Source organism: Sinorhizobium terangae (genome assembly GCF_009601505.1).
Taxonomy (GTDB): domain Bacteria; phylum Pseudomonadota; class Alphaproteobacteria; order Rhizobiales; family Rhizobiaceae; genus Sinorhizobium; species Sinorhizobium terangae.
Window position 1 is genome coordinate 1 of sequence record NZ_WITC01000117.1, and the last position, 24,589, is coordinate 24,589.

General features: G+C 59.5%; 15 protein-coding genes and 3 pseudogenes. 1 reads left to right on the forward strand and 17 read right to left on the reverse strand.

Features of this window, described 5'->3' with window-relative positions; all coding sequences use genetic code 11:
• Positions 1-172: 172 nt before the first annotated feature.
• From GHK62_RS34570 to GHK62_RS33750, 5 genes and pseudogenes are all read right to left on the reverse strand, one after another.
• Positions 173-394: pseudogene (locus GHK62_RS34570) on the reverse strand (PGN_0703 family putative restriction endonuclease); the annotation flags it as partial.
• Positions 395-537: 143 nt separating this feature from the next.
• Entirely contained in the window at positions 538-1,263 is a 726-nt protein-coding gene (locus GHK62_RS26595) for a DUF2726 domain-containing protein (RefSeq protein ID WP_153442000.1), read from the reverse strand.
• Between the two features lie 252 nt (positions 1,264-1,515).
• Complete coding sequence (locus GHK62_RS33745) at positions 1,516-3,273, reverse strand: class I SAM-dependent methyltransferase (RefSeq protein WP_167528371.1); 1,758 nt, start codon at positions 3,271-3,273, stop codon at positions 1,516-1,518.
• Between the two features lie 289 nt (positions 3,274-3,562).
• On the reverse strand, positions 3,563-5,017 hold the full coding sequence (locus GHK62_RS26610; protein WP_153442001.1) for an ATP-binding protein: 1,455 nt from the start codon (positions 5,015-5,017) through the stop codon (positions 3,563-3,565).
• A 339-nt stretch (positions 5,018-5,356) separates the two neighbouring features.
• Positions 5,357-7,709 (reverse strand): annotated as a pseudogene (locus GHK62_RS33750) (hypothetical protein).
• A 171-nt stretch (positions 7,710-7,880) separates the two neighbouring features.
• Here GHK62_RS33750 and GHK62_RS26635 point away from each other — a divergent pair.
• Positions 7,881-8,795 carry an HNH endonuclease gene (locus GHK62_RS26635; RefSeq protein WP_153442033.1) on the forward strand — a complete coding sequence of 305 codons (915 nt, stop codon included), beginning with the start codon at positions 7,881-7,883 and terminating at the stop codon, positions 8,793-8,795.
• Positions 8,796-9,150: 355 nt separating this feature from the next.
• Here GHK62_RS26635 and GHK62_RS26640 read toward each other — a convergent pair.
• From GHK62_RS26640 to GHK62_RS26695, 12 genes and pseudogenes are all read right to left on the reverse strand, one after another.
• Positions 9,151-10,316 (reverse strand): annotated as a pseudogene (locus GHK62_RS26640) (IS110 family RNA-guided transposase).
• 262 nt (positions 10,317-10,578) lie between these two features.
• Complete coding sequence (locus GHK62_RS26645) at positions 10,579-11,232, reverse strand: thermonuclease family protein (RefSeq protein ID WP_380786183.1); 654 nt, start codon at positions 11,230-11,232, stop codon at positions 10,579-10,581.
• Between the two features lie 132 nt (positions 11,233-11,364).
• Positions 11,365-12,189 carry a PAN domain-containing protein gene (locus tag GHK62_RS34575; protein ID WP_234887074.1) on the reverse strand — a complete coding sequence of 275 codons (825 nt, stop codon included), beginning with the start codon at positions 12,187-12,189 and terminating at the stop codon, positions 11,365-11,367.
• Positions 12,190-12,222: 33 nt separating this feature from the next.
• Positions 12,223-13,005 carry a PAN domain-containing protein gene (locus GHK62_RS26655; RefSeq protein ID WP_153442005.1) on the reverse strand — a complete coding sequence of 261 codons (783 nt, stop codon included), beginning with the start codon at positions 13,003-13,005 and terminating at the stop codon, positions 12,223-12,225.
• Between the two features lie 36 nt (positions 13,006-13,041).
• On the reverse strand, positions 13,042-13,959 hold the full coding sequence (locus tag GHK62_RS26660; RefSeq protein ID WP_184109001.1) for a PAN domain-containing protein: 918 nt from the start codon (positions 13,957-13,959) through the stop codon (positions 13,042-13,044).
• A 10-nt stretch (positions 13,960-13,969) separates the two neighbouring features.
• Positions 13,970-14,617, reverse strand: coding sequence for a PAN domain-containing protein (locus GHK62_RS26665; RefSeq protein ID WP_167528372.1), 648 nt, complete (start codon positions 14,615-14,617; stop codon positions 13,970-13,972).
• Between the two features lie 171 nt (positions 14,618-14,788).
• Entirely contained in the window at positions 14,789-15,943 is a 1,155-nt protein-coding gene (locus GHK62_RS26670) for a glycoside hydrolase family 3 N-terminal domain-containing protein (RefSeq protein ID WP_153442008.1), read from the reverse strand.
• A 10-nt stretch (positions 15,944-15,953) separates the two neighbouring features.
• Positions 15,954-16,853: a PAN domain-containing protein gene (locus GHK62_RS34580; protein WP_153442009.1), complete on the reverse strand. Its 900-nt coding sequence runs from the start codon at positions 16,851-16,853 to the stop codon at positions 15,954-15,956.
• Between the two features lie 24 nt (positions 16,854-16,877).
• Entirely contained in the window at positions 16,878-17,672 is a 795-nt protein-coding gene (locus GHK62_RS26680) for a PAN domain-containing protein (protein WP_153442010.1), read from the reverse strand.
• Positions 17,669-18,700 (reverse strand): hypothetical protein, encoded by a 1,032-nt coding sequence (locus GHK62_RS26685; RefSeq protein ID WP_153442011.1) that lies wholly within the window; start codon positions 18,698-18,700, stop codon positions 17,669-17,671. Before GHK62_RS26685 ends, GHK62_RS26680 begins: the two co-directional genes overlap by 4 nt.
• Entirely contained in the window at positions 18,697-21,420 is a 2,724-nt protein-coding gene (locus tag GHK62_RS26690; protein ID WP_153442012.1) for a virulence factor SrfC family protein, read from the reverse strand. The genes GHK62_RS26685 and GHK62_RS26690 overlap by 4 nt, the downstream gene beginning before the upstream one ends.
• A gap of 15 nt (positions 21,421-21,435) precedes the next feature.
• The gene (locus GHK62_RS26695) at positions 21,436-24,561 is read right to left on the reverse strand and encodes a virulence factor SrfB (RefSeq protein WP_153442013.1); all 3,126 of its coding nucleotides are present in this window, start codon (positions 24,559-24,561) and stop codon (positions 21,436-21,438) included.
• Between the last annotated feature and the right edge of the window lie 28 nt (positions 24,562-24,589).

Below are 24,589 nucleotides of genomic sequence, written 5' to 3' on the forward strand. Positions count from 1 at the left end.
CAGCAAGGTCCCTTCGCCGGGACGATGGATGGGTTAGGCCGCTATGCGACGAGCAGCACCCGGTGACTGCGCCTCTAAAAGATTGGCCAACCGGTCCTCAGCAGACCCCATAGAGCAGCGGCAAAGCTCCGACTGCGGACAGAAGCAAGCACTCGGCGAGGGATTAAGCGCACACGCCCACGCGCCGGGCAATGGCATCGAGAACTCGATCGCGATCAATGCTCACCTTGGCGTGCCAAACACATCAATGGCAATGGCCTGTGACGAATGAACCTTGTGCGCCTGAATTCTGTTAGTTCGGTCACGATGCCAGGGGAATGCAAGCCAAGTCGCCGATCGCCCCGTGACTGGCTGGAAACAGGTTCTCCCGGAGGGCCGAGAAATCCAACTTCATGTCACGGACGACGGGCGATGGAGGCATCAATCAAGCCTCCAATTCGCGCTGGGGCAAGCGGCAGGGCGTCGACCGCGCACGCGTCCGTGGTTTTTTTCGCAGACAGACCAGCGGTGCGCCGGTCTGCATCGACGGAGCAGGGGCTAGGCGACATTCGGCTTGTCCACGAGCTTCTCGACCAACCGCCTGAGTTCAGACGGAGTAGTTTGGCCAGCCACCACTTCGTAATAGCCGATCCCGGCGCGTCGCAACGCCTCTTTCTTGACCGCGTCGCGCGCAGCCGCGGCGCCTTGATGATGCGCTCCACCCTGATATTCGATGACGTGCCGAGGCTGACAGCTGCCGTCCACCAGCAGTAGATCGACTCGCTTCGCGTTGATGCAACGATAAGCGTCCGCATCCTTGCTGCGAAGGATCTCGCCTAACGAAACCTGCGCCATGACCTGCCAAGAGGGATTGCATCCAATCACGATGCGGTCGAGTTCCCTTAAAACGCGCGCTTCGCTCTTGTTCAGGAGCGGCTGAATCGTGAAGTTCGAGCCCATAACAATTCGCAACTGATCCGCAGCATCAATTGGTTTCGGCGGCTCCGGAACAGGCGTCGGAAGCCAAGGTCCAGGGACAATGCTTGCTCTTGTGCCTGTTTTCTCCCAGCGTGATCGGTTCTTTGTGCGCCACCCCTGCCTTCGCATCGTGGATAGGAGCTCCTCAACGGCCATGCCGAAGATGAAGCCAACACACAGAGCGGCGATTAGAAGCTCTGGCTTCTCGATATCGCCCAGGGTCATGCCGCCGGAAGCAGCTAGCGCGACCGCTGCGATAACTAGTCCAGGTGCCGCGAAAAGCACCGACCTCTGGCGATAGTGCATGCCCCCTCTCCGCGATTTCGCGCGAAGATAGTAAAGCGCGTGGGAACATCGGCGAAAAGCTACACAAAAGAGTTAGACAGTACGGCACGCTCGGCGCTTACGTGACGACATTTTCAGAGCGGCGGCCGAGAAATCTGAGATGGCTTGAATGTGGCACCGGCCCGGAATCTTCATCCATCGCTTTCAGGCGCAGACTGTGGCCAGTCGAAATCTCTACTCAAGAGCGCGTCCCTGGCCTGCAGTCCATCCGGGTCAGAACGAATCCTCGACAGCCACTGTTCGAACGCCTACCCACTCTGGCACTTGCTGGTCATGCCGCAGGCGCAGACGCCTCCATTCAAGGGCGGCAAAAATGTCTTCGGTGGTGGCACCGGTGCCGACTGGGAGCGCCGCCGCGATTTCTCGCTCGAACCGGGGCTGAAGCGCCTGGTCAGGGAGCCAGGCTTGCTCCCACCAGGCGATAATACTCTCCCGCGCCGCTGCCAGAGCTGACGCCGAGGGCAGCCGATCACGCTTGAGGTGCTGATTGACCCGCGGTGAGGCTGGAAGCAGATTCCAGAGATCGCCACAAGGCCAGACCGACCAAGGCAGGCAGTGATCAATGTCCAGCATTCCTGGACCGAGCTTTACTCCAGTCCACACGCAAGTGACCGGTCGTCCTTGCTCGAGCATGCGCTTAGCCGTCGATCGTGCGAGAAGAGTGTCTCGGGCCGGGTCGAGCCAAGCGAGGGCAGCTTCGACTTCGCCATGCGATACGAGACGACCCATCCGTTCGCCGTAAGCGCGCACAAGGCGCGCCCACTCGTCAACCAGCACCGGCTCGACCCATGGGCCGAGTCGCTGGAGCGTCCGCCAGATATGGCCTGGAACCGTAAGGCTCCCATAGGCTGCGAGCATCTCGCGATCCAGCGTCAGGTCGCCCCTGATGCGCGGTGCGGTGGAGGGGGCCGCCCGAAAAACCCTGACCTCTGAGTTCGGGAACCGGGTGTAGTTGGCCGGCATGTCCGCAATGGTGCGTTGGGCTTCTGCCAATGCGCGCGCCACAGCGGCGGCTCGGTCGCCGATGAAACGCGCCCCGATACGCAGATCCTGGCCTACGACCTTGTAGGCTAACAACTCACGGAAGCCCGCCTTGGCGAAGCCCAAGCCGTCCGGGCCCGAGTTGCCGGGCATCTGCGGCAACCCGGCGCTGACGAGCGGCAGGTACGTGCGGATCCAATTCAGGGCGACCATTCCGAGGGGTATATCGACTACATCCTCGTCGGCGTGCTGAATGGCGAGCGCGGGCGTCGCGTCGGCGACTCGCGCCACCGCCCGGAGAAGGCCGAGCTTATAGGTGGAAGACTTCTCGTCATTAAGGATGACACCTCGCAGCAGTGGGAGAGCGCCGGCTCCGTCATCTGGCAGGCGCAGACATATTCCAGTCCATCGCACCTCGTTGCGGCCGAGCTGGTCCTCGCTGGTAACGGCTCGCAAGACAGCAAGGCCGTGAGTGCGGGCGAGCGCCTCCACCTCGCCAAGCGGTGTCGGCCACATCGGTCGGTCTGGCTCGGACGGACCCTCGCGCAGGCTGATAAGGACGATGCCGCCGGGTTTGAGCAGGGTCGCAAGCTTTCGAAAAGCGCGCGCCCGTGCAGGGGGTGGCACATGCATCCATACGGCGCTGAGCAGGATCAGGTCGAATGCCAGGCCGAGGCGATGCACAACGGCCAGATCCGGCAGGCGGTCATCGAGCCACCGAATCCGCGGGTGAGCGTTGCGTCGCTGCGCCTCGATGCGCATGCCGGTCGCCGGCTCGGCCGCGACCACTTCGTAGCCGAGAGAGGCAAGCCATGCCGCATCTCGGCCGGACCCTCCGCCTACATCCAGGGCGATCAGATTGGAATCACGGCGAATGTATTCGAGCAATGCAGAGTGAACTGTTTCGGCCGACACGCTCTCGTATTGGGCCGCGAAGGCGCCGGCGTGAGCGTCATATGCACCGACAGTGTCGCTTATATCTTTCTGCATCGATCGACATCAGCTCCGCTTCCACCATCGACATGTTCCCCACCATCGGATCTCACAGACATTATTGAGGCTTGGCCGCCACGAAGATCAGATTGCCGCACCAAAGCCTCTCAATGTCAGCTACCCTTTTCAAACGCAATGCTAGATGCCCCCATACTACCTTAACGGGTCCGGATTTGTCTCCTTATGTACGAGAGCTCTCGGGGGGCATCGTCGAACCGGGTCAATCTCTGCAAGCATGCCAATATAAGGAGCCGACGGTTTGAATCCCTTCACTCGTTGAAAAAGCTCAAGCAGCCCAGTAGGGCACATATCTTGCGTTCCGTTTTCCCTGGTCGGGATCGGCAGGTGCAATGCGGCCGAGCTTGATTGACTCGCCGATGACGGCGGACACAGCCTGATACTCTTCCGGTGCCAATGAGAACCGCTCTCTGAGCGTGGCGTTGCTCATGTAATCATGGGTGAGCCAGCGCAGGACGCAATGAAAGAAGCATGCTCGCAACTTCTCAGCCTTCGACATCTGGCCAAAGGGTTTCGGTGCGAACAGCACGACCCGCATCGAATTCTCAGATGAAATGAAGTCAGGAGCGGGCAGGTGCTGCGCTTCAATTTCGATCAGTGTTTTGTCAAGGCCACCCCCGCGCTCCTCGCAAAGCCCGAACGAACGCATCGTCGCAGCGAGCTTCTCGTTTCTCGAGCGGCGTTCATCGAGAATGCGGTCGGTGCTGATCAGGGAATTGCCGGGATTGGTGACTTCGATGCGGTTCTCATAAATCTCGACAACGGGGCCGACGCCAGTCGCCATGAAATCCTGATGTATGAGAGCGTTGGCGATGACTTCACGGACGGCCGTTTCCGGGAAATGCGGCACCATTCGCCGTACGCCATCAATGTATTTTTCCTCTTTAGGTAGTCGCTCCATCAGAAACCGCATCATTCCGGTAAAGCCAACGGCGTATCCCTTCTTGCCTTCCTGTTCGAAGTCGGAACGTGATTTGTCACGGCCCGAGTATTTGACGATGCGAACAGTCTTGCCAGCAATGGATGGGAAAGCCGTGACATCACGGGCCAACATGATTGCGCCGAGATTGGTGATGTCGAAACGTCCTTCCAGATTATCGAGAAGGAAGCCAGCATCGACCATCTTTCGAATGATTTCCTGAGGATTTTTCGGTTTGGGTTCAGCCGTCAGATCGTAGATGGGATCCGGGTCAAGCATAACGAGCACATCGTCCGCGGTGACGTTCGATGACGCAACTGCGGTTTCGAAACGCCGGCGACCGGTCGCTATCCAGAGAGCACGCTCGTGCTCGGCAAACTCAGCGAGCTTTTTCTTGTTTTCGCCGATCCGGACAAATTCCGTCCCGGCGAATTTTACAGGCCGCTCATAAGACGGTTCAATTGCAACGACGGAATAGGCTAAGCCATCGCAGACAAAGTCCAGAACCTCAATGAACACTCGCGGCTCGACCATTCGGGCCAGCCAGTTGGTGAAATCCTCATTGCCCTGTTTCTGTTGCTGCAGACGAAGCTCGGTACCAACTCGCCTCTTTGTGCGATCCTCCACTCCGAAGACGAGAAAAGCGCGATCTCTACCGGCGAGCATGGCCGAATTCGCAAGCGCCGAAACATATTCCCCGATCTCGCGTGGATCCTTGTTGTCGACCTTGAATTCCAACCATGTGCTTTCGGTGGGTTCTTCCAGCAGGCGGTTTAGAAGTGCGCAGGGGTCGTGGATCGGCATGATATGTCCCCGTTTTATCCCCCTTATATCAGATTCGAGTGTTTCAGACCCCTTACCCCGAGCGGAAGCCACAGAAATTTTCCATAAAAAACAATGCGATGCCGCTGAACATTCCGTGCGGATTTTTATCCGCGTTTTGAATGCTTGGTTAGCGGCTGTCGTTTCGCCGGAGCGCAAGTTCAGTCGCTAGTTTTTATCCTGGTTTTGTCAGAATCCGAAGCTTCTCTCTAACAGACAATAATGAAAACAATAGGATAGAGGCTTAGGTCGACGAGGCGTTATATCATTGCCGTGGACTGACGTGGTTCCTTTACTCGGCCCCTGGCGTCGAGCTCATCATTAAGCCGCGGCCTCCCACACCTGGTTCAGGATCTTGGCTGCAAGCGCGGCTTTGTCCTGGGGCAGAAAGCGGCCATAGTGACTGGCAATCATTTCGGGCGTGTCCTGGATGGCATAGCTCGCCTGCTCGTAGGAACCCGTCTGCTTAAGGATATGGGTGGCGAGCACGTCGCGGACGTTATGTGGCCCATGCGGCAGCAGCCCCTTGATCGCCCCGCGGCCGGTATAAGGGTTGTAGATGCCATAGCGCTGGATCGTCAGGCGCCAGGCTTCGTAGAAAGTCGTCGAGTTATAAGCGGCGTCCTTGCTGTTGGCCTTCACCGTCTTGACGAAAAGAGTGCCGGGATCATCAGCGCCAGCCAGGAGCACGCCGCAATGCCGCTCGATGTAGGCGTTGAGGTATTTGTAGAGATCGAGAAGGTCCGGCAGGATCAACCGGAAGGGTTTTGAGCCGAGGAAGGAGGAATTGGCATTCTTGAAGGCGTTCGCCGGGACCAGCACCTCCCAACCGCGGTCGCGATCGCTCCAGCGAAGTTCGCCGCGCTTCATGTCCTTGAGGCGGCGCTCCGGTGTCGGGAAATGCCCGCGCGGGCAGACGAGCAATTGCCGGAGGTTCTTTTGACGAAGGCCAAGGTGCAGGCCCAGGCGCAACATCAGGAACGACCGGACAGCCTCGGCGGCGGCCCGAGGATAGCGATCCTCGTCCGGCATGCGCTTAAGGATCTCATCTGTGATCTTGCGATATTCGGCGAGCGGGCTGTCGGCCTCGAGCACGCACATGATCGGCTCGAACGGATCCCGATGGACCCGCATCACCCGCTGAATCTCCTTCGAACGATGCGAAGCGTGTTTGAAGCAGGTTTCGCAGGCAGCGTGCCAATCTCGCGCCGCTGCTGCGATTTCCGCCGCGGAGATCAATCCGGGGACTGGCCTTACATTGCGGACGAGTTCGGGATGTTGCCAAGCCAGCCCGTTTCGGCACGCACCAGGTTGAGGAGAACGCTCAACATGTCCTCTTCCCATGTGGTGTAGAAGCCGCGCCGGCGCTCACGCCACTGCAGGTACCAGTCCCAGACACCCGGAAAGACCAGCAGACCGAAAGTCAACTGACCGAGCGGCACGCCAAAGCCCTTGACCGGGCCCTTCGGAGACGCAGCCAAGGCACCGAACATCAGGCCGAGATGCTCGATCTTCTGCGCGGCCGTTTCCTCTCCCCAGACGCCGTTTCGCTGGAACCCGAGTGCCGTCAGCGTCGCCGTCTTGAAGCGGATGAGGTTGGCCATTTCCGTGGCGAGCCGGGGAGGGGCGTCGACCACACCGGAGAGAAGGTCGGGATCCTCGATTAGCGCGTGATCGCCATGCTCCCAATCCAAGTTATCTCCCGACGCTCGTGATGAAGGAGTTCCGCCGTAGGAAATCGCCGGGAAGCGTATGGCGTATCGCTGCCTGGTCGCCATTGACTGGAAACGGCGATAGTCGGTGGACCCGGAAATGACCACCCGGCGAACCCATTCCAGGATTTCCTCGCGCTTGGCAAACGGCAGGCTGTTGAAGTTGTCCGGTAGATGCCAAGCGAGCCGGCGCCGCTCCGCAGCACCGATATCGCTTCCAACCTCGTGGCCCGACGCCGATCGCGCCTGGTGCGGCAGCTTGGCTTTGAAGTAGCCGTCGGGCAGTCTGTACCGCCACTCGATACGAGAGAGGATCTCGAAGCTCACGATCGACCGCGGCACCTTGGTGCCTTTCGTCCAACTTAGGAGCGTCTTGTGATCGAAGGCATCTTCTTCGCGCACAATGGCGCGATGCAAATGCCAGTAGCTGTCGCCGTGCCGGCGCATGTGATAGCTCAGCGCCTGTTGAAACCCTTCGGGCTCCTCGGTCCAGTCGAACAGCGGCGCCGGAAATTCCTCGATCGGCCTTGGCTGAACGCCCGGTTTCGTTCTTGCCTGCTCTCGTTCGACGGTGGCCGTGGCTGCCGAGGAACTCGGCTGAGTCGCCATTACTTTGGCCGAACCGCCAGCAGGCTTCATTTTTCTTCTGGGCTGCTCGACTGCCGGGCGGTCATCTTCCTCCGGTCGCTCCTTGTCCAACCACCGGATGATGGCTTCAAGGCCAGAGCGAAGGTTCTTTTTCAGCTCCGCCGTCACCTCATCTTCGACTCCGCAGGCCTCCGTGACCGCCTGCCAATGCGCCCGGTCCGCATGGGCGGCGTCTTTCGGTTGATGATCAGGCTGATGAGATAAGGCCCGATGTTCCCTAGCGCCCGCAGTGTGACGACCGGGGCGAAGCGGATATCGCAGAATTCGGAGATCTTGCGCTGGAAATGAGGGGATGAAGTAGACTGGTTTCTCATGGCGATAAGCAGTTCACGTGATCCTTGGCGGGTTGGTGCCGGGCGTGGCCTGCTAAGGCGATGATGTTAACGAATGCTGAATCTTCATGGCAGACGATGCACTGTGGCGCCCAATGGGTGCCTGGCGTACAACTCTGTCGAGTAGGCTCGGGAACATGCTATATCGGCATCATGGGATTCGGGGTTTTCATTCATCGCTCAGATTCGATCTACGACGACAGCCCGGCGGAACGGTACCAGTTTCCGAGCCAGTATTTGGGACGTGTCGAAGCCTGCATTGGCGATTGGATCGTCTACTACGAGCCGCGGAAGGTTGCGGCGACGCGCGGCTATTTCGCCATTGCCAAGGTGGGTGAGGTCATTCCGGATCGCAAAGCGTCAGGCATGTATCTCGCACTGATTGAGCCCGGGACCTATCTCGATTTCATTAACCCGGTTCCCTTCAGCAATGCCGAAGCGGTGATTGAACGCGGGGTGCTGAACGACGACGGCCGCATCTCCGGACGGGCGCAGTCCGCCGTAAGGCCGATCTCTCCGGGTGATTTCAATCGCATTCTCTCGCTGGGATTCGATGAACGGGAGCCGGAGTTGCCGCGAGTCGGTGAGCCGGAAATCGTCGATCCGGCGCCTGGCCCTGCGGACCAGCATCAGTCCCCCTTTATTATTCTTGAGCAGGAGCGTGATCGCGTCGCCCAGCTCACGTCTCGAATTGTCCGAAATCGCCTTTTCCGCCGCCTTGTCCTCAAAGCCTACGACAAGCGATGCGCGATCACCGGACTGAAGCTGATTAATGGCGGCGGTCGTGCCGAAGTCGATGCTGCGCATATCCGCCCGGTGGAAGCCAACGGTCCTGATATCCTGAGCAATGGCATCGCGCTTTCCGGAACCGCCCACTGGATGTTCGATCGGGGCCTAATCAGCCTTTCCGACGAGCTGGACATTCTCGTTTCGCGGCAGGTGAACGACCCGGACAGCATCCAGTCGCTCATCAACAAAACGGGACGCGCGATCGTTCCGCAGCGACTTTTCGAAAGACCTCATCCACACTTCCTGCGATGGCACCGCGATAACTGCTTTAAGCAGTGAGCGCGGCGGTAATTCCAAAACGCAGCATAGGGTCCGCGGTTCGATTCCCTTCACATCAGGATTTTTGTCAATGGTTTATTCAGGTGGCATTGAGTTCTCCTTGGTAGACGGATCCACGGTCTGAGCCCACAGCAATTACCGGCCCGTCCTCGGGCCTGTACAACCTCACATCCGGTCGCCGCTTTCAGGGGCTGCACCATTCTCCCGCTTTCGACGGGCACAGGCTCAGGAGAGCGGGACCAATCTCAAGGTCGGCGGTTAAAGCCAAAAGGAATCCCGGGCCGTTCACCTGGATCCGTCAGGGCTGATCGGGCCCTGAGGATTAGAATCTGCGTTCCGTAGCAGTTATTGTGCTTCAGGCATTTTTCATGGCCGCTCCTTCGATTACGACGCCGGAGCTCACGTACTTCCAGATTGCAACCAGCAACTTGCGAGCCAGAGCGACGATCATCGGCTTTTTGAGACGACCGCGGTTGCGCGCAATGCGTTCTTTGAACCATGACGTCAGCGCGGAGTTCGGTTGATGCCGCAGCCAAAGCCAGGCGAGCTCGATCATCGTCGCTCGCAGACGCGGATTACCCGCCTTCGAGACACCCTGCTCACGGTTGACGTTACCGCTTTGCCAAGGAGAAGGAGCAAGTCCTGCATAGGCCGCGACTTGCCGCCGGTTGTCGAAGTGTCGGAACAGACCCTCCGAGTAGAGTATCGTCGCGAATTCGGGACCGATTCCCCTAATTCTTAGAAGCGCGGCCGCTCTTGTCGGTGTGTCGGCTGTTTTGCAGGACAGCAACGCATCTCGTTCGCCTTCCACAGCCTTGATTTGTGTGAGCAACAATTCGAGGCGATCGAGTTCTCGGCAGATTTCGGCTTTGAGGTGCTTCGACAGCATCCTGCCGTCTGCAGTTCGAAGCTCCTCCAGGCGCTGGCGGCGATCACGACGCAAAGGCTCGTACTCTCGAACGCCTTGAGTGAAGAGCAGCCCCCTTATGCGATTGACGTGGAAAATACGCTCAGCAATCAGGGTCTTCCGCTCTCGCCCGAGCCGACGGATGTCTTCCTCTCGGCGGTAAGAAGTTTGACCATCGAGCAGGCACGCGGCTCACCACGTTTCCAAGCCACTAGAGCGCGTATCAATGTTTCGCCGTCGATGCGATCCGTCTTCGCGCGGCGATGCCGGCGCGGCATGGCAATGGATGCTGCCTCTACAATATGGCTCTCGATCCAGGCTTCCTTGCTGAGCACTCGCCCCAACCAGAAGCCATCGAGCCCAGCCTCTTGGATCACCACCAGCGGATAAAGCCTATCCCTACGCCGCTGCGCTTTCTGGCGAAGGGCGGCAAAACATGAGAACAAGCCGGCGATGTCGCCTCCGGTGACTGTATGGCGAGACATCTTTTCGCTTCCCGGCGAGAGAGCCGTTACGAGCCATGTCGATTTGCTCAATTCCAACGAAACGAAAATTGCTCCAAGATCGACGGGGGTAGCGGTCTGTGCTTGAGTTCGATCTGCTGTCATCGGCATGATTGGCCTCCAGAGAGTTTTCTAGCGACCTCACTCTGCCATGGTGCAGGCCGCTATCCACTCCTGATGGGATCTCAAGGCGAAGGATCTGAAATGGCGCCTTACGGCCACTTTCCCGATGATCCGATGTCCAACGAGTATCGACGTATTGATGTGAATGGTCGTCCTACGATTGGCACCACTGGAGAAGATAGGCACAACGGCATCGGAAGACGGGCGGTCGGCGGGTAGCGAAGGCGCATCCGTCGATGACGCTTCTGAATTACCGCCCCCAATAAGGTGCGCGCCAGCCGGCTTTAAGCGCCTGCGCTTCGTCGCAGAACCACCGTTCTCCTTCCTTGACGTCAATCTTGGTCTTCTTGTACCAAGGCGACCAAGGCGTATGGTATATCAGCCCGTTTTCAGAAATGTTACCCTTAATCGGGCATCCGTCAGGGGCCTCCTGCAGCCCGAGTTGCCATCGTTGGGCGCGGTAGTTCCATGGAGCCGTTTCGCCGTCGGTGATCCAAACTCCGATTCTATTTTGGTGGGCCCGATTTTCGACATCGATATAGTCATTGGAATATTTGCGAAACGCCCAAGCATGACCGCTCGCAACCATCGTTGCGTTGATGTCTTCGCCGCCGACCTTGCAGACCGCGATTGTCCTGCCGTAGCCATCTTGACCACGGTCATCGCAGTCGACGGTTTGACCAAAGACAAGCTCTTCGAGAGCTGAGATGGCGGCCTTCCCGCAATCCCATGATTTTCCGTTCGGCTTGCTGCATTTTTGACCGGCCTCTGGCGCGTCGATCCCATGCAGTCGATAAACAATGCCATTCAGCTCTATCGTGTCGCCGTCAATTACTCGCGCCGGAGATGTCGCCCAAGCGTGGTCTCCAACGGCCCCTGTGAGGCAAAAAAGTACTCCCACCACGATTTCAAATCGGTGTTGAAGGAATCTAAGAATAAGCAACAAAAATTCCCTTGGCTCTACTGAATTCTCGGTACAGGCCTCATACAAGGGTGAGTACCATTTGTTTGGAAACTGCGCTCGCGCACAATTTTTTTAGCCAGCGTGCAGTCTCACCCAGTTTCGGTGAACCCAGCCAGATTTGCACGGTCCGGTATAAGGTTGTGTCGAAATCCACCCTGTTGAGACATTACACTCTTGCCGCTGCTTTGAGTAGACGATACCCAGCCACTTGCCCTTCTCGTTGCAGAGATACACTCGTTCGCCGTTATAGAGGCGATCGAGTTCAGCATAGTTGGCACCCGGACCGCTTCTGACTGCGAGAAAGCCGTCGCCTGCTGGGTCGAGTCCCTCGATCACACCGTTTGCGCCGCACGCGTCGAAGTCGGGATCGGCTTCGATCACAATAGGAATTTCGGGCTTCCGGCCGGGTCCTTGGTTCAGAGAGGCCGCCTTCTCGACGGCCCTTTCTCGAGCTGCCTCCCGTTCCACATCCAAAGCGCTGGTTTGAACCTCTTCCTGGCCTGGCGGCGGGGTTGGAACCCTATACCCCGCGATCGGATTGCGCGCTCCCGCATTCGAAGCCTGGTCTGGACGTGCGGACTCTATCGCGGCAAAGAGGCGGCATTGGTTCGTGAAGGCCCTATGATCAAAGCCGGCGCAGCCCCGCCTATCGGTACACAGCTTTCGGCAGTCATCAAGGGACTTCTTAAGTTCTGCGGACGTCAACCCGTCCAATGACGTTCCGGAATAGGGGAGAAGTTCGCCAATAGTAGCCTGTTGGGCAAGGAGCGAATGGACTGGGACAGAAAACAACAGGATGCAACAAAGAACCGCTGTGGCGACAGTTGCCGCTATGCGTACCTTGAAGTGTCCAGACAGGCGCATGCTCCCTCCAATCCCAAAACCAAACACTTTCATGGGGCCTCACCAGCGGGAGGCGCAGTGCATAGATCAGCAACCATTGAGAGCCTTGATCTGGGAAATGAGCGTCTTCCCAAACGTGTAGACGGTAGTTACGTCTGCCCTGCCACGGCAGCGCCTGCCCTGATCCGTAACGTACTCGTAGCTGACCCGAACTTCGTCGCGACTTCGGAGAGCCGTGCCGGTCAGGGTCAGCGGCTGTGACATCGCTCCGAAGAAGGACCGAATCGATACTACGTTGAACGGCCCTCTGCCGCGTTTCTCTGGAACAACATGAGCCGAAGCGCTTTCACCATCTGCCGCGGCAAGCGCGGAGTAGAAGGCGGTGACGGTTCTCATCGGATCGTAAGACGCTGCCAGCTCTTGAGCTCCGACTGCGGTCTTCTCGACCGCTCCTGCCTGATCTACCTCTCGTTCAACATCTAATGTGCTGGTTTGAGCCCCTTCTTGATTCGGTGGCATGGTTGGGGCCCGATAACCCGCGATGGTGTTGCGCGTACCCGCATTCGAGGCCGGGTCGGGACGTGCGGACCCTATAGCGGCGAAGAGGCGGCATTGGTTCGTGGAGGTCTGATGATCAAATCCGACGCAACCCTGCCTGTCGACACACAGCTTGCGGCAATCATCGAGGGACATCGGAGCTGCCGCCGTCGTCAAGCCGCCGAGCGACGTTCCGGGATAGCTGAGGAGTTCAATGTCGGTCGTGGCTTCTTGGGCAAGGAGCACTCTGACCGGGATGGAAGACAAAAGGGTGCAACAAAGGAGTGCTGTGGCGACCTTTGCCGTTGTGCGTACCTTCCCAGACTGGCGCATTCTCTCTCCTTTATTGTTCGCGCTCCGCGTCCGACATCACGGCCGTGGTTGAATCTTCGCACCGCTTTCCATCCCGCCTCTCGGGAACCGGTTGTCGGCGTGATCAAACAACCGACACTCGCGCTGCCTTCTCGAAAAGCTGAAGGCTATGCACTGTTCTCGATCCCAGCACATGCTCTCACATTGATCCCGTGAATTCACGACGCGTGAATTGCCGATTTGGCTGCCGCTGATGACGTAGTCGCGATAGTATTCCATGACGACCGATGCGTTCCTGTAGCCGGGATGGGCCGTTCCGGCCAACACGCCCGTCGTCGCCCTCGGCTCGAGCCTGAGCTCGGCGGTCCCGCTCTTCAGGAAGCACTTCTGGTTCCATTCGTTGAACGTAAAGGCCCGGCATTCCTCGTTGCCGCGGCAGTAATCCTCGCACTCGGTCAGGGACGTGGCGGCCGCCTGGTCCAGATCAAACCCGAACAGGTCATAGTTCGCGTAGTGATCGAAGGTACGGGGCGGTCGCGCGGCTGGCGTCGGCTCCCTGTATCCGGTTATTGGGTAACGCGTTCCCGCGGTTGATGCCGTATCCTCGCGGGCCGAAGCTATGCCTCCAAAGAGCCGGCATTGGTTCGTCGAAGAAGAATGGTCGAAGCCCACGCAACCTGACCTGTCGGTGCATAGCTTTCGGCATTTGTCGGGCGTCATCAGGACTTCCGCGGTCACCAGTCCGTTCAAAAAAGTTCCGGGATAATCGAGGAGTTCTCCGGCGTTCCCTGCTTCCTGGGCGGAGAGCGTTTGGGCCGATACGACCGTTATCACCGCGGCGACCACGGTGCGCACTATATTCGTCCAATCCAAGAAGACTACTTTGAACATGCTTTTACTTTCACAAGACTCGACGGTTACGTTGGCAAGAGATCGACGATGGTTGATGTCGGCTGATTTTCCGGTGCGCCTCAATCTCCGTGGCCTATTGCGGGTCGAAACGCAGGTTGGCGTTCTCTCCGGTGGTGCTCCAGCTTTCGATATTGCAGTCCCTTCCTCGTTTGGGCGCGGCCCCGCGAAGGAAGAACGGAACCAACGACAACGGGTCGAACACCCCCTGCACCTCGTATTGGATGATGCCGCAGCGACTGCTGGTCAGCCGCGCGTTGCCAAAGAGGCTGCCGTCCGCGAGGGTACCCTTGAACAGGGTCGACCCGGGTCGGATGCCGACCTTCAGGAGCTGGTTCTTGGGGACGTCGTAGACGATCTCGATCTCGCTGCTGCCGTCCTCCTTGGGTTTCTGATGCAGGACCATGACGCTACCGTTGTGGAGCCATGCAGATTGGCTCGGCTGGGGCAGGAGAGGCGGCGGCAGATTCACAGGAGCGTGGTACCCGGAGACCGCTTGCCGCGTCGACGCGAACGAACCGCGCGACAGCCGCGCCGACGTGACGCTCGTGAACATCCGGCAGGTATTGGTGGCCGAGGCATGGTCGAAGCCGGCGCAACCCGAACGTTCGTAGCAAAGCCTTCTGCATCGCTCGAGCGGGTTGGGCAGTTCCGCCGATAAATCTCCGCTCAGGACCGTCTCAGGATACTCCAACAACTGCTGGGCAGATGCGGTACCGGACATTGGGAGCGAGGCTGCCACAAAAAGCAGCCACGTCAGCACGCGAAGCATAGCGCGGAAAGCGGCCCCGCATCGCGGCCGGGTATCAGCTGACTTGCGTGAAGCGGCGCTGTCTCCTGTCATCTGCGGTCCCCCTTACGTTGGATGCGGCTGATTCATACCCCCATCGGCTTCCTACTCGGCTTTGGCTGACGAAGAACTTGGGTACAGGCTGTTCTTGAGGCGCGTAATCCTTCCGTAGGATTCCTTGATGCGGGCGAGGATGGTCGGATTGGCCCGCGCTTCCTTCAGGAGGAGGTCGGAAATACGGTCCGGAATTGTCGGATCGGGATGCTTGTCGTTGGCGAACACGAGCACGTCGTTGCCCGCGAGAACGGCCTGCCTGACCGTGTCTTCGAAGCTTCGGGTGTTGATGATCGCTCCCATTTGCAAATCGTCGCTGATGATCACGCCCTTGAACCTCAGCTTCTTGCGCAAAAGTCCGACAAGGGTCGCGGGAGACATGGAAGCCGGTGTACCCTCGGCACCCGGAATGTTCCTGTTGATGACGTGGGATGACATGATCATTTGGGCGTCGCCGCTGGCGATCAGTTCGCGATACGGGGACAGTTCCAGGTCGCTCCACGACTGGGTGACGTCGACGATGCCCTTGTGTGTGTCCCCGGCGCTCGATCCGTGTCCGGGAAAATGTTTCAGGGCAGTCAGCATTCCGTTGCGGCGGTGGCCTTCGACGAATGCTCTGGCATAGGCGGAAACCATCTGCTCGTCCGACGAATAGCTGCGTCCGAGTCGGCCGATGATGGGGTTTTCGGGATTGGTATTTAGGTCGACGACTGGACCGAGGTTGAGGTTGAAGCCCCACGATGCGAGTCCGGCCGCCATCTTCCCGTACTCCACCTCGGCTGCGTCCGGTTCCATGTTTTGGGCGACCGAAGCCGCACTGGGACTCTCCCGGAAGCCGACCGCCTTGGTCAAACGTTCGATCCTGCCACCCTCCTGGTCGACGGCCACCAGCAGGGGAGCGAGAGACGCGCTTTGGAGGCGCTCGGTCAGCTCTTTGACTGCCTTATGGGTCCTGATGTTACGGCCGAGATACAGGACGCCGGTTATCCGCCCCTGCGCGGCTTGGTCGAGGACGATCTTGTAGCCCTCATCATCGGGTTTGTTGCCGACGAAACCGACCAGCACCATCTGTCCGATCATCTGCCGAAGAATAATCTCGCCGCCGTCCTGTTTGGTTTTCGCCTCCTCGGCGTACGACCTTCCGCTTGCGAGCAGCGTGATCGCGGAGACGATCGCGATGATCAGCCGTGATATCCATTTCACCATGATCCCCACCTCAATCCCTGGCCGCGACGGGCCGGACGAATTGAGGCATCACCGTCCGGGTGATCTTGCGGGCGGACACCATGCCCTTGTTGCTGCGCACTGGATAGAGACTAAAACCCTGCTTCAGGAAACAACGGTCCGGGCGGGTGAAGGTGACCCAGGTGAAGCCGCTGCAAATGCCGGATGCTTCGCAGTTCTGCTTGCACTGGTTGTATGACTCCGCGAAAGACTCTCCGAGATCGTTCCCTGGAAGATCGCTGAGGAGGAACAGCTCCCAATTCGCGGTCAATGCCAACGTGGCCTGAGACGGCTTCGCACGGAAATACATCCCCGAGGATACTCCCGCCACCGCCTGAACGTACTCATATCCGGTCTTCAGGAAGCATCGGCTTTGTTCGCTGTTGAACGTAAAGGCACGGCACGAATTGTCTATTTCGCACCTGCTGGCGCACATGGACACGTCGTACATTTCGAGGCCTTTCGGGACGAGGTCGCCTCCGTATAGGTCGACGCCCGTGAATTGGGCGAAATGCCAGGTCTCCAACTCTTCAGGGGGTGGCAGGTTCGACGGGTCGCGGTAGCCCGCGATCCTGGCGCGTGTACCAGCCGACGAGGCGAAGTCGGACTGGCCGGACGACACGGCCGCGAAAAGCCTGCACATGTTGCTGGTGGACGAGTGGTCGAAGCCCACGCACCCCGAACGCTCTTCGCATATCCTGCGGCAATCGCCTCCGCTGCGGTTGAACTCCGCGCTGACGAACCCTTTGAGCATCGTCTGCGGATACTCGAGGATGGCCGGGTCCGCCTGCTGCGCAGCGGCAGGAACGACAGTGCCTATCAGCGAAAGAATGGCAGCGAATGCAAGCTTACAAAATCTCATACTGAAAATGTCTCCTGCCCATGCCTCCACGGGCCTGATCACCGCATGTTGTTTCTATGGGTTGAGCGATCCCTCGCAGTAGGTACTGCCCAGGAAACTGTCCAACGAGTTCGCATGCGCCGACCCCGTGTTGCTTGCCTCGCGGCAGAGGGACGTCAGCAATGTCACGGCCTTCTCGTTGCCTTCCAGGGCAAGCTCGAAATACGACCTGGCCGCCTTGTTCGCGTCGATGGATGCGACCCGGTCGGACGCGAAGGTGCGCGGGTCGTACCACTGGGCGATTTCCAGCTTTGCTTCCGCGTTGCCCCGCTGCATGGAGAGCTGGATCGCCTGATTGCCGATATCCCGGTTTCCCTGGGCGAACGCGTCGTGGCTGAGGGCCAGTAATTCGTCCCCGTCGTTGTCGGATTGCTTCAGCTTTTCGAAACGTGCCGCAAGCGGCGGGTTGGTCGGCTCGTCGTATCCCGATATCAGAGCGCGCGTCTCGGCGAGCGATCCCGCTATCTTTCTGGCCGAGCCGACACTGGCGAAGATGCGGCACATGCCCTTCTCGGAGTAATCGAAGCCTGCGCATCCCGCGCGATCAATGCATATCCTTCGGCATTCCTCGACGGATTTAGGTACCTCCGCGCTGATCATCCCGGTGATCACCGTGTCGGGATAGTTGAACAACGGGTTTCCTGCCGAGCCGTCCTGCGCATAGGCGGAGGGAGCCACGAGGGCCAAGACCATCCACCCCGCGGACGTCAACCGGCACCCGAAGTTAAGAACCGTTAGTTTGAATTTGCGCATTTGTTTGTACTCTCCGGACGGATTGCGAAACCAGGAACCCCTCGGGCCCTCGGTCATGGATCGAGGCTCCCCTGGCAATAGGTGCTGTCAAAGAAATCACGGTAGTTCTCGCCGCCGTTCCGGCTGTCCTGACAGATCGACGTCAGCAGGTTGCGTGCTTCGCCGTTGCCGCCGATGGCCAGTTCGAAATAGGCGCGCGCGGCCCGGTTCGCGTCGATCGCCTGGGCGCGGGACGCATTGAAGGTCCTCGGATCGTACCACTGGGCTTGCCTGATTTTCGCGGCCGCATTTCCTCGTTGGACGGCCAGATCGATCGCCTGCTGCCCGATGCCGCTGTCATTCGCCTGGAACGCCTCTTCGCTCAGAGCCAGCAACTCGTCTCCGTCGTTGTCGGACTGTTTGAGGCGTGCGAATTTCGCCGACAGCGACTCTGGCGGAGGAGTGGCAGGTTCCTGCTCAGTGGTAGTGGGCTGGGGTTGAGGCGGGGGCGTCGGGGTAGACTTTGGCCAGTACGAATAGCCAAGTCCTCCGCCGCCGACCAGCAGCAACAGCAGGAGAAATACCCACGAAAAGCCCCGCTTGGGAGGCTTGACGGGCGCATCCTCCTCTTTGACTGGCTCCAGTATCGGAACAGGCGGAGGCTCGAACAGAGGAGGGGGGGCAGGCAGGGGTAGCGGTTCCGGAGGGTCTGCGGGCTTCGGTGGCAATTCCGGAGGAACCTTGAACCCCTCAAGTGTCCCTGAATATCCCTTTGGATTCTGCATGATCTCGGGCCAGAACGCCTGACCATAGACTTCAGCGCCGTCTAACTGCAAACGGACATACAGGCTATACGGAATTCGGTCGCAGATATTCGGACCGGCACGTACGACGGTTTGATCTGGGGACCGCGAGACGACTTCCGCCTCCATCGCGGCGGGACCCGCTTGCCATCCGTCGGCCCCTAAATAAGGGGTGTCCGTGGATTTTCGCGAGACGACAAGCTGGACTGGGCCGTCACCAATGGAGACATTGTGGAACGTTATGAGCGCGTGACCGAAATAGCGCTCTTCATCCTCGACTACCTCGACGCGGACCTCTTTCATCGGGCAGCCTTCCCGAGTTTGACCGACGACGAAGAGGGATCGGTCAGTCCGGCGATGATCACCCTCAGCCGCTCGTTCTGCTCTACGTTGACCGTGAAACCCTCTCCCGACATCACGTTGTCGATCACCAGTTGATGGAAGGCGTACATCCATTCAGAAAGGGCGAGATAAGCGAAGTTGCGCCTTTCATGCGGTAGCTGATCGCAGTTCGCCTGCGATGCCCGATTGGCGAAAACCGCGAAGGTACCTTCGTCGGTGCCGTCCGGTGCCTTTGGACGCTTCTCTTCCGGCACCGAGTCGAATCCAAGGGTACTCGCGAAGCGGTTGATGTGGCTTGTCGCGAAGAATCCGGCCTTCTCGAGCAGGATGTCGGGACGCTCGATCGCGTTCCCCGTGAGTTTCCCCAGATCGATGGCGATGCGGCTCTCAAGGTCGCAGCGACGTGCGCCGGCGACCAGTTCGGAGACCATCTCGCCCGCCGTCTCCGCATCCAGCCCCATGGTTTGCAGAGCCTCGTCGTTCCGGGTCAGGGCAAAAAGGTTCTCCGTCCAGTGTCCGACGGCCGCCCTCGCAAGATAGGTCTCCTTTTGCATCGCCTTTGGCGTGGCGGAGACCACCGTTTCAGGGCCATTCGCCGCCGCAGCTGTCGCGGGTTTTTTCGCGCGCCCCGGCAACGGAGGCCCGCCCTTTGTCGGCAAAGGGGGCGCTGACGGCCGCTTGCCCTTCGGTTCGGCAACGGCTCCCCGGTTGTCGTCCGAAGATGACAGGCCCCTCAGACGGCTTCCGTATGCGATGTGCAGGTGTTCGGCTATTCCGTTCTGGGATATCTGCAACATCCGGATCGCGCTGCCGAACTGGTTCCGGTTCCAGGAATCCGACAGGCCCGAAAGTATTTTCCCCGAAACTTCCTCGCGCTCCTCGAGACGCTTGTTGATGTCGCTGTCCACGAAATAGGGCGATACGACGCGCCTGATCTCTTGGGCGATGACGGCGATGCGTTCCCGAATCTGATTGTACTTGATGTCGGCCCTGCAAATCGTGGCGAGGTTCTGGGCGAGATAGGTGACGCCGCCGTCGTTGAGCTTGAGCGCTTCGTCGAAGGCACGGGCGGGGTCGAGGAAATGATTTTGGACTTCCTCAACCTCGAGGTAGGCCTCTCGCAGGATCGCGACCTTATCGACTTTTTCCGGCAGTATCTCCACTTCCTGGTTGCCGTCGTACCTGATCATGAACTCGGCTTTGAAATTGGGATTGCGCAGCCAGAACGTGTTCCTGAAGGGGGTCCCCGGTGTCCACTCGAACGGCCACCTGTGCGCCTTGCCGAAATAGGTCGTCAGGGAAGCGCCCATGCGCGCCTTGAACCGGTCGGACGGATTTTGGCCTTCCTCGCCTGCCTTCTCGGTGAAGTGCTGGTCCATCATCGTCAGGATGAGGAAAAGCGCGGTCTCGGCCCGGGCGCGGTCGGCGGGAGTGGCCCCGTGCGTCGTCTGTATCCATCTGTCGATCATGTCGGGAAGTTCGACGACTTCCTGGTTCGACGGTTTGATACAGAGCAGGATGCTGGAAATCTCCTGCTCCGCGACGTAGCGATCGAACAGGAAGGCGACCTTTCCCCGACGGAACAAGTCCTGGAGCGCGTCCAGCTTGTCCTCGAAAAAGGTTTCGAAATCGACCTTTTGCCTGCTTCTCGCACCCGGGAAATCGAGGAGATCGGTGTGTTCGAAGAACGGCCACGGCCGCTCGGCGATGGTTATCCTGAGTTCGGCCGCGAGCGCCGTGACCACCGACCTTGCAAGCATGACCGGGGGACCGTTCATCGAACGGATCGAAAGGTCCTCCTTCTGCTTATGGGTTCCAAGACCGCTCAGCGTCGCCACGTCGATGATGCTTTTTTCCCGAGGGATCAGCGCGTCGATCTGGCAATAGGCGTCCGTCGGAAACCCCAACCTCTCGAGCGCCGACACAAGCTCCACGTAGACGGACGTGAATTGGGGAATGCCGCCCCAGAGGACCGAAAGGAGTTCGGCGCGGTCGCGGACGGAAAGGCGCGGAGCGAGTTCCGACGCCGTTTGCCAGTATGCGGAAAGGGTTTCGATGTAGGAAAGCCCGGAGAACTGCTTCTCGAAGTAGTCCTGCAGGTCCCACAGGTCTTCCTCGATCATCCCGCGGGCCGCTTGCGCTCCGGCGCGCGACCGCGCCGCCTCCAGCACCGACAGAACGGTTTCCGGTTTCAGCGGGGCCCTTTTCTTCGGTTCCCCGTCGAGGAAGAAGCTGTTGCCGAGGATTTTGGCGATGTCGGTCTCGCTCAGCATGCGAAGCACGACCGGCGATCCCGCGGGGCTGGGTTCCTGTCGGACCGAAAACCGCGTGACCAGGCCCGTCGACTCCCGGTCACCGCCCGGGTTGATCTCGCGGATGAAGTCCACGTCGCGGCCAAGGTCGCCGAAGCGTGCCATGAGCGGGTTGTCCTTGTCCCTCGCGAGTACGGAGACGAGGTAGGACTTCCCTGCCTGGCTGGGTCCGAACACGCCGACGCACATCGGGCGGTCGATGGCGGCGTGTACCTTTTTCGCTGCGATGATCGACTTCCTGATCTGCTGCTCGGCAATCTTGCGGCTCGCGCCCACACGTTCGGCATTCGCGACATCGGAAACCCAAGCAAGGCTCTCCTGAGCCAGTTCGAGGGCGTTGCCACAGATTTTCTTCAGCTCAGTTTGCATGATGATCGTCCGAACTCATTGTATCGACAGTATCCCCGTGTCGAGCCAGTATCCGTCGCCCGTGTCTATCGCCAAGGTGTCGAGTTTCAGCTCCATCAGCCGATTGACCGGTGCGCCCGACGCATCTTCGGCGTCCTCGATCACGAACTCCTCCCGAGTGAGTTCGCTGGACAAAAGGATCGCCTCGTTGGTTTCCTCCTCGTCCGCGTTCTGGGCGTTCCTCGCGATCGTCACCTTGATCGGCTTCGGAATGTGGCGGGTCGTCCGGGACTGGGCGACCGTGAGCTTGTAAAGCGGCGTCGCTACCCAGCGCTCCAGAGGCAACTGCCGGAAACCGATACGTACGGGATTGTGATAGTCGAACGTGGTTTCCTCGGCCTCGCCGATGCTGTCGAGATCGATATCGCGGAACAGCAGTTTCTCGTCCGTCAACGTGGTTCCGCTCTCGAGGCGGCCGATGTAGCGCGCCGTGGAACGCATCCTCAGGTACTGGGAATAGAGCGTGAAGTTGGTGATCGAGGACTCGGAGAGAGCGCAGAGCATCGCACCGACGACCGCCGTCGTCTTCGGATCGTCGATATGGGTGTTGCTGACGCCGCGGAACGGATACCAGGTTCCGACCCTGTAATCCCTGATGGGGATCACCGCATCGGTCCTCACCGCCATCTTGTTCGTGAACAGGCTGACCATCTGCGGGAGCCGCATCGGCCGTCCCGTCAGCAACACGACATCTGCGTCCAAATGGTTGATGGCTTCCCCGATGTTGTCGAACACGCTGTCGAACGTCGCCAGAACGCATTCCTCCACGGCAACCGGGTCGATCAGGATGTCACAGTCGGCGATGCGGAATTCTTCCGCTCCGAGGGCGTACGCCTTGCCCTTGAGGTATTCGAGTATTCTCTCGTCGACGGGGATTTCGGCTTCCTCGTCATCGTCGCGCATGTCGAAAAACTCGGAGGCCTTCCGTATCGTGGTATGGCGCTCGTTCGGTGACATTGCCTCGCATTCGGAGAGAATGCCGATGGCGATGGGCTGCAAGACCTCGAGCACGAACTGCCGCCTGAGATGCTTTTCCTGCTCCGACATTGTCGGGTTGTCGCCTGCGAAACGGTCCTTTAGGAAGTTGCGTGCGCTTCCGAGGCCCGCCGCAGCGAGTTGCTCCTCGAAACGGGGGATGATGAGACTCTCTATGATCGTCTTCAGCAGATCGTCGCCGGCGATGCGGAACCCCTCGCGGAAGTTCTGATCCGGATAGAGGGCCACGTTGTCCGTCTGGTAGTAAGTCGTCACCATCAGGTCGGTGGTGCCGCCGCCGACATCGACGCTGGCGATCCGCAGGCTGCGCTCTTCCTGTTTCGCTTTCGCCTTGTTCGGCGGAAGGGACGCGGGTCTCTCCCTGTCCTTCCCGAGAATGTCGAACAGCGAGCGTATCGAACCCAGCTTCTGAACGGCCTCGCCGTAGAGGTAGACGAGATGGACCGAACTCGCCTCGTCCCACGAACAGTGAACCTCGGGCCGCTTGCTGTTGATCCCGTTTTGCGTGTCGCTCCAGCCCGCCAACGACCATACGAGTTTGACCGCCGCCTCCGCCCGTGACTTGAGGATGCGCTGTTCCTGTACGGGAGTCGCCGACGGGATCGTCATGATGATCCGTCGAAGCCGCCTTGGCACGTCCTTGAGGCGGCGTTGCCGCCTGACGCCCGGATTGTTCATCATCGACATCGCCTGGGCGATTATTTCGCTGAGCATGAACGTGAAGAAGGATGACTTCGAGAAGGAGAACCGGCTGGCCGTCTGGAGTTCCTGCTCCATGACCTTCAGCTTGTACTTCTGCCGGTCGCTCTCGAGCTGCTCCAGCACATCGCCCCGGTCATTGACGAACCTATAGATTGTGCGCTCGACGAGTGGCTGCACCGTGCCGTCCTCGTCCGGCGTGGCGGAGCGGAACTTCCAGGGCTGGAGGACCGGATCGGAACTCCAGAGATACCTCTTGGGAGAAGACATGCCGGTCGCCGCTTCGGTGCCCTCTGATTCACCGCGCAACCTCGACGCTTCCGGGCCGATGCGTAAAAGGCTCGGCCAGAAGAACGCCCTCGACCTGCCGGATCGCCGTGCCTTGTCTTCGGTGCCGAATTCGGCGGCGACAAGCTCGCACTGGCTCTCGAAAGGTTCGCGATAGACCAGTTCCGGTTTAGAAAGGTCCCGCAGCTCCATCACCAGCGAATTGTTCAGATCGACGTTCATGTCATCGGGGAAGGACTGGATGAGCAGGCCGCAGGAGCGGGAGTTCCCGATATCGAGCACGAGATCGACGTCGATCGGCTGGACCGCCTTCGTCTCGCTCACCGTATCGATCAGCGTCACCCTTCCGAGCTTGATGACGCTCGCGATCAACTGCACGAAGGTGATGTAGCGGGCGAGGTGTTCGAACTTGTAGGGGAAGTCGTCCGCCCTGAGTTCCCGGCCTCTCTTCTCCGCCTTCTTGTAGCTGTAGAAGATATCCCGAAGCCAGTCGTCGACCCACTGCTGGATGTCCACGTCTCCCCTGTCGGGTACGTTGATCTTGTGGGACAGGAAGGAAATGATATCCGCCAACCGGCTCATGTACCGGAACGACTCCGTTCGCGAAGCGTCTTCCGGCGACGGGGCAAGGTAGGGCCTGTTCGGCTTTTTCGGGGCGAGCGACGTGTCGAACGCGAAGATGATACGGTGGGTCGCCTCCTCGTCCTGGTAGGCCTTGCGGGTTTCGGTCACCCGCGCGCGAACCCAGTCGGTCGGCCCCTGCGCGTATATCTCGTTGCCGTAATCGTCCCGTCCAGGCTCGAGCTTGAAGAACGGCATCGGCACCCAGCGATTCAGGAAGGTATTCAACGCCAGGGACTTGTTGACCTCGTAGTTCGCGACATCGTCGGCGTGCGACGAGTATGGGAAGGGTGCGGTGGGGTCGTCGTCCATCCAATTCGTCAGCAAACGGACGAGCGTCTTCCCGTCCGCGTCGACTTGACCGGGCGATTTCCGCTCCACGAACGAGCGCGACAGGCGCGGGGACTGGTCGAAATCGAACCCGAACTCGACAAACTGGATGCCGCTGTCGGGAACCAGCGTCAGACCTTCGCTGAAATCCGCAAGGTTGGTCAGCATGTCATCACCATGGGGCAGGTTGTGTCGT

Coding starts and splice junctions, on each gene's coding strand:
- GHK62_RS26670 (WP_153442008.1), bottom strand. CDS start 15,943: ATGGTGAAATGGATATCACGGCTGATCATCGCGATCGTCTCCGCGATC.
- GHK62_RS26665 (WP_167528372.1), bottom strand. CDS start 14,617: ATGTCCGGTACCGCATCTGCCCAGCAGTTGTTGGAGTATCCTGAGACG.
- GHK62_RS33745 (WP_167528371.1), bottom strand. CDS start 3,273: ATGCAGAAAGATATAAGCGACACTGTCGGTGCATATGACGCTCACGCC.
- GHK62_RS26685 (WP_153442011.1), bottom strand. CDS start 18,700: ATGAAAGAGGTCCGCGTCGAGGTAGTCGAGGATGAAGAGCGCTATTTC.
- GHK62_RS26595 (WP_153442000.1), bottom strand. CDS start 1,263: ATGCACTATCGCCAGAGGTCGGTGCTTTTCGCGGCACCTGGACTAGTT.
- GHK62_RS26635 (WP_153442033.1), top strand. CDS start 7,881: ATGGGATTCGGGGTTTTCATTCATCGCTCAGATTCGATCTACGACGAC.
- GHK62_RS26695 (WP_153442013.1), bottom strand. CDS start 24,561: ATGCTGACCAACCTTGCGGATTTCAGCGAAGGTCTGACGCTGGTTCCC.
- GHK62_RS26680 (WP_153442010.1), bottom strand. CDS start 17,672: ATGACCGAGGGCCCGAGGGGTTCCTGGTTTCGCAATCCGTCCGGAGAG.
- GHK62_RS26655 (WP_153442005.1), bottom strand. CDS start 13,005: ATGCGCCAGTCTGGGAAGGTACGCACAACGGCAAAGGTCGCCACAGCA.
- GHK62_RS26610 (WP_153442001.1), bottom strand. CDS start 5,017: ATGCCGATCCACGACCCCTGCGCACTTCTAAACCGCCTGCTGGAAGAA.
- GHK62_RS34575 (WP_234887074.1), bottom strand. CDS start 12,189: ATGAAAGTGTTTGGTTTTGGGATTGGAGGGAGCATGCGCCTGTCTGGA.
- GHK62_RS26690 (WP_153442012.1), bottom strand. CDS start 21,420: ATGCAAACTGAGCTGAAGAAAATCTGTGGCAACGCCCTCGAACTGGCT.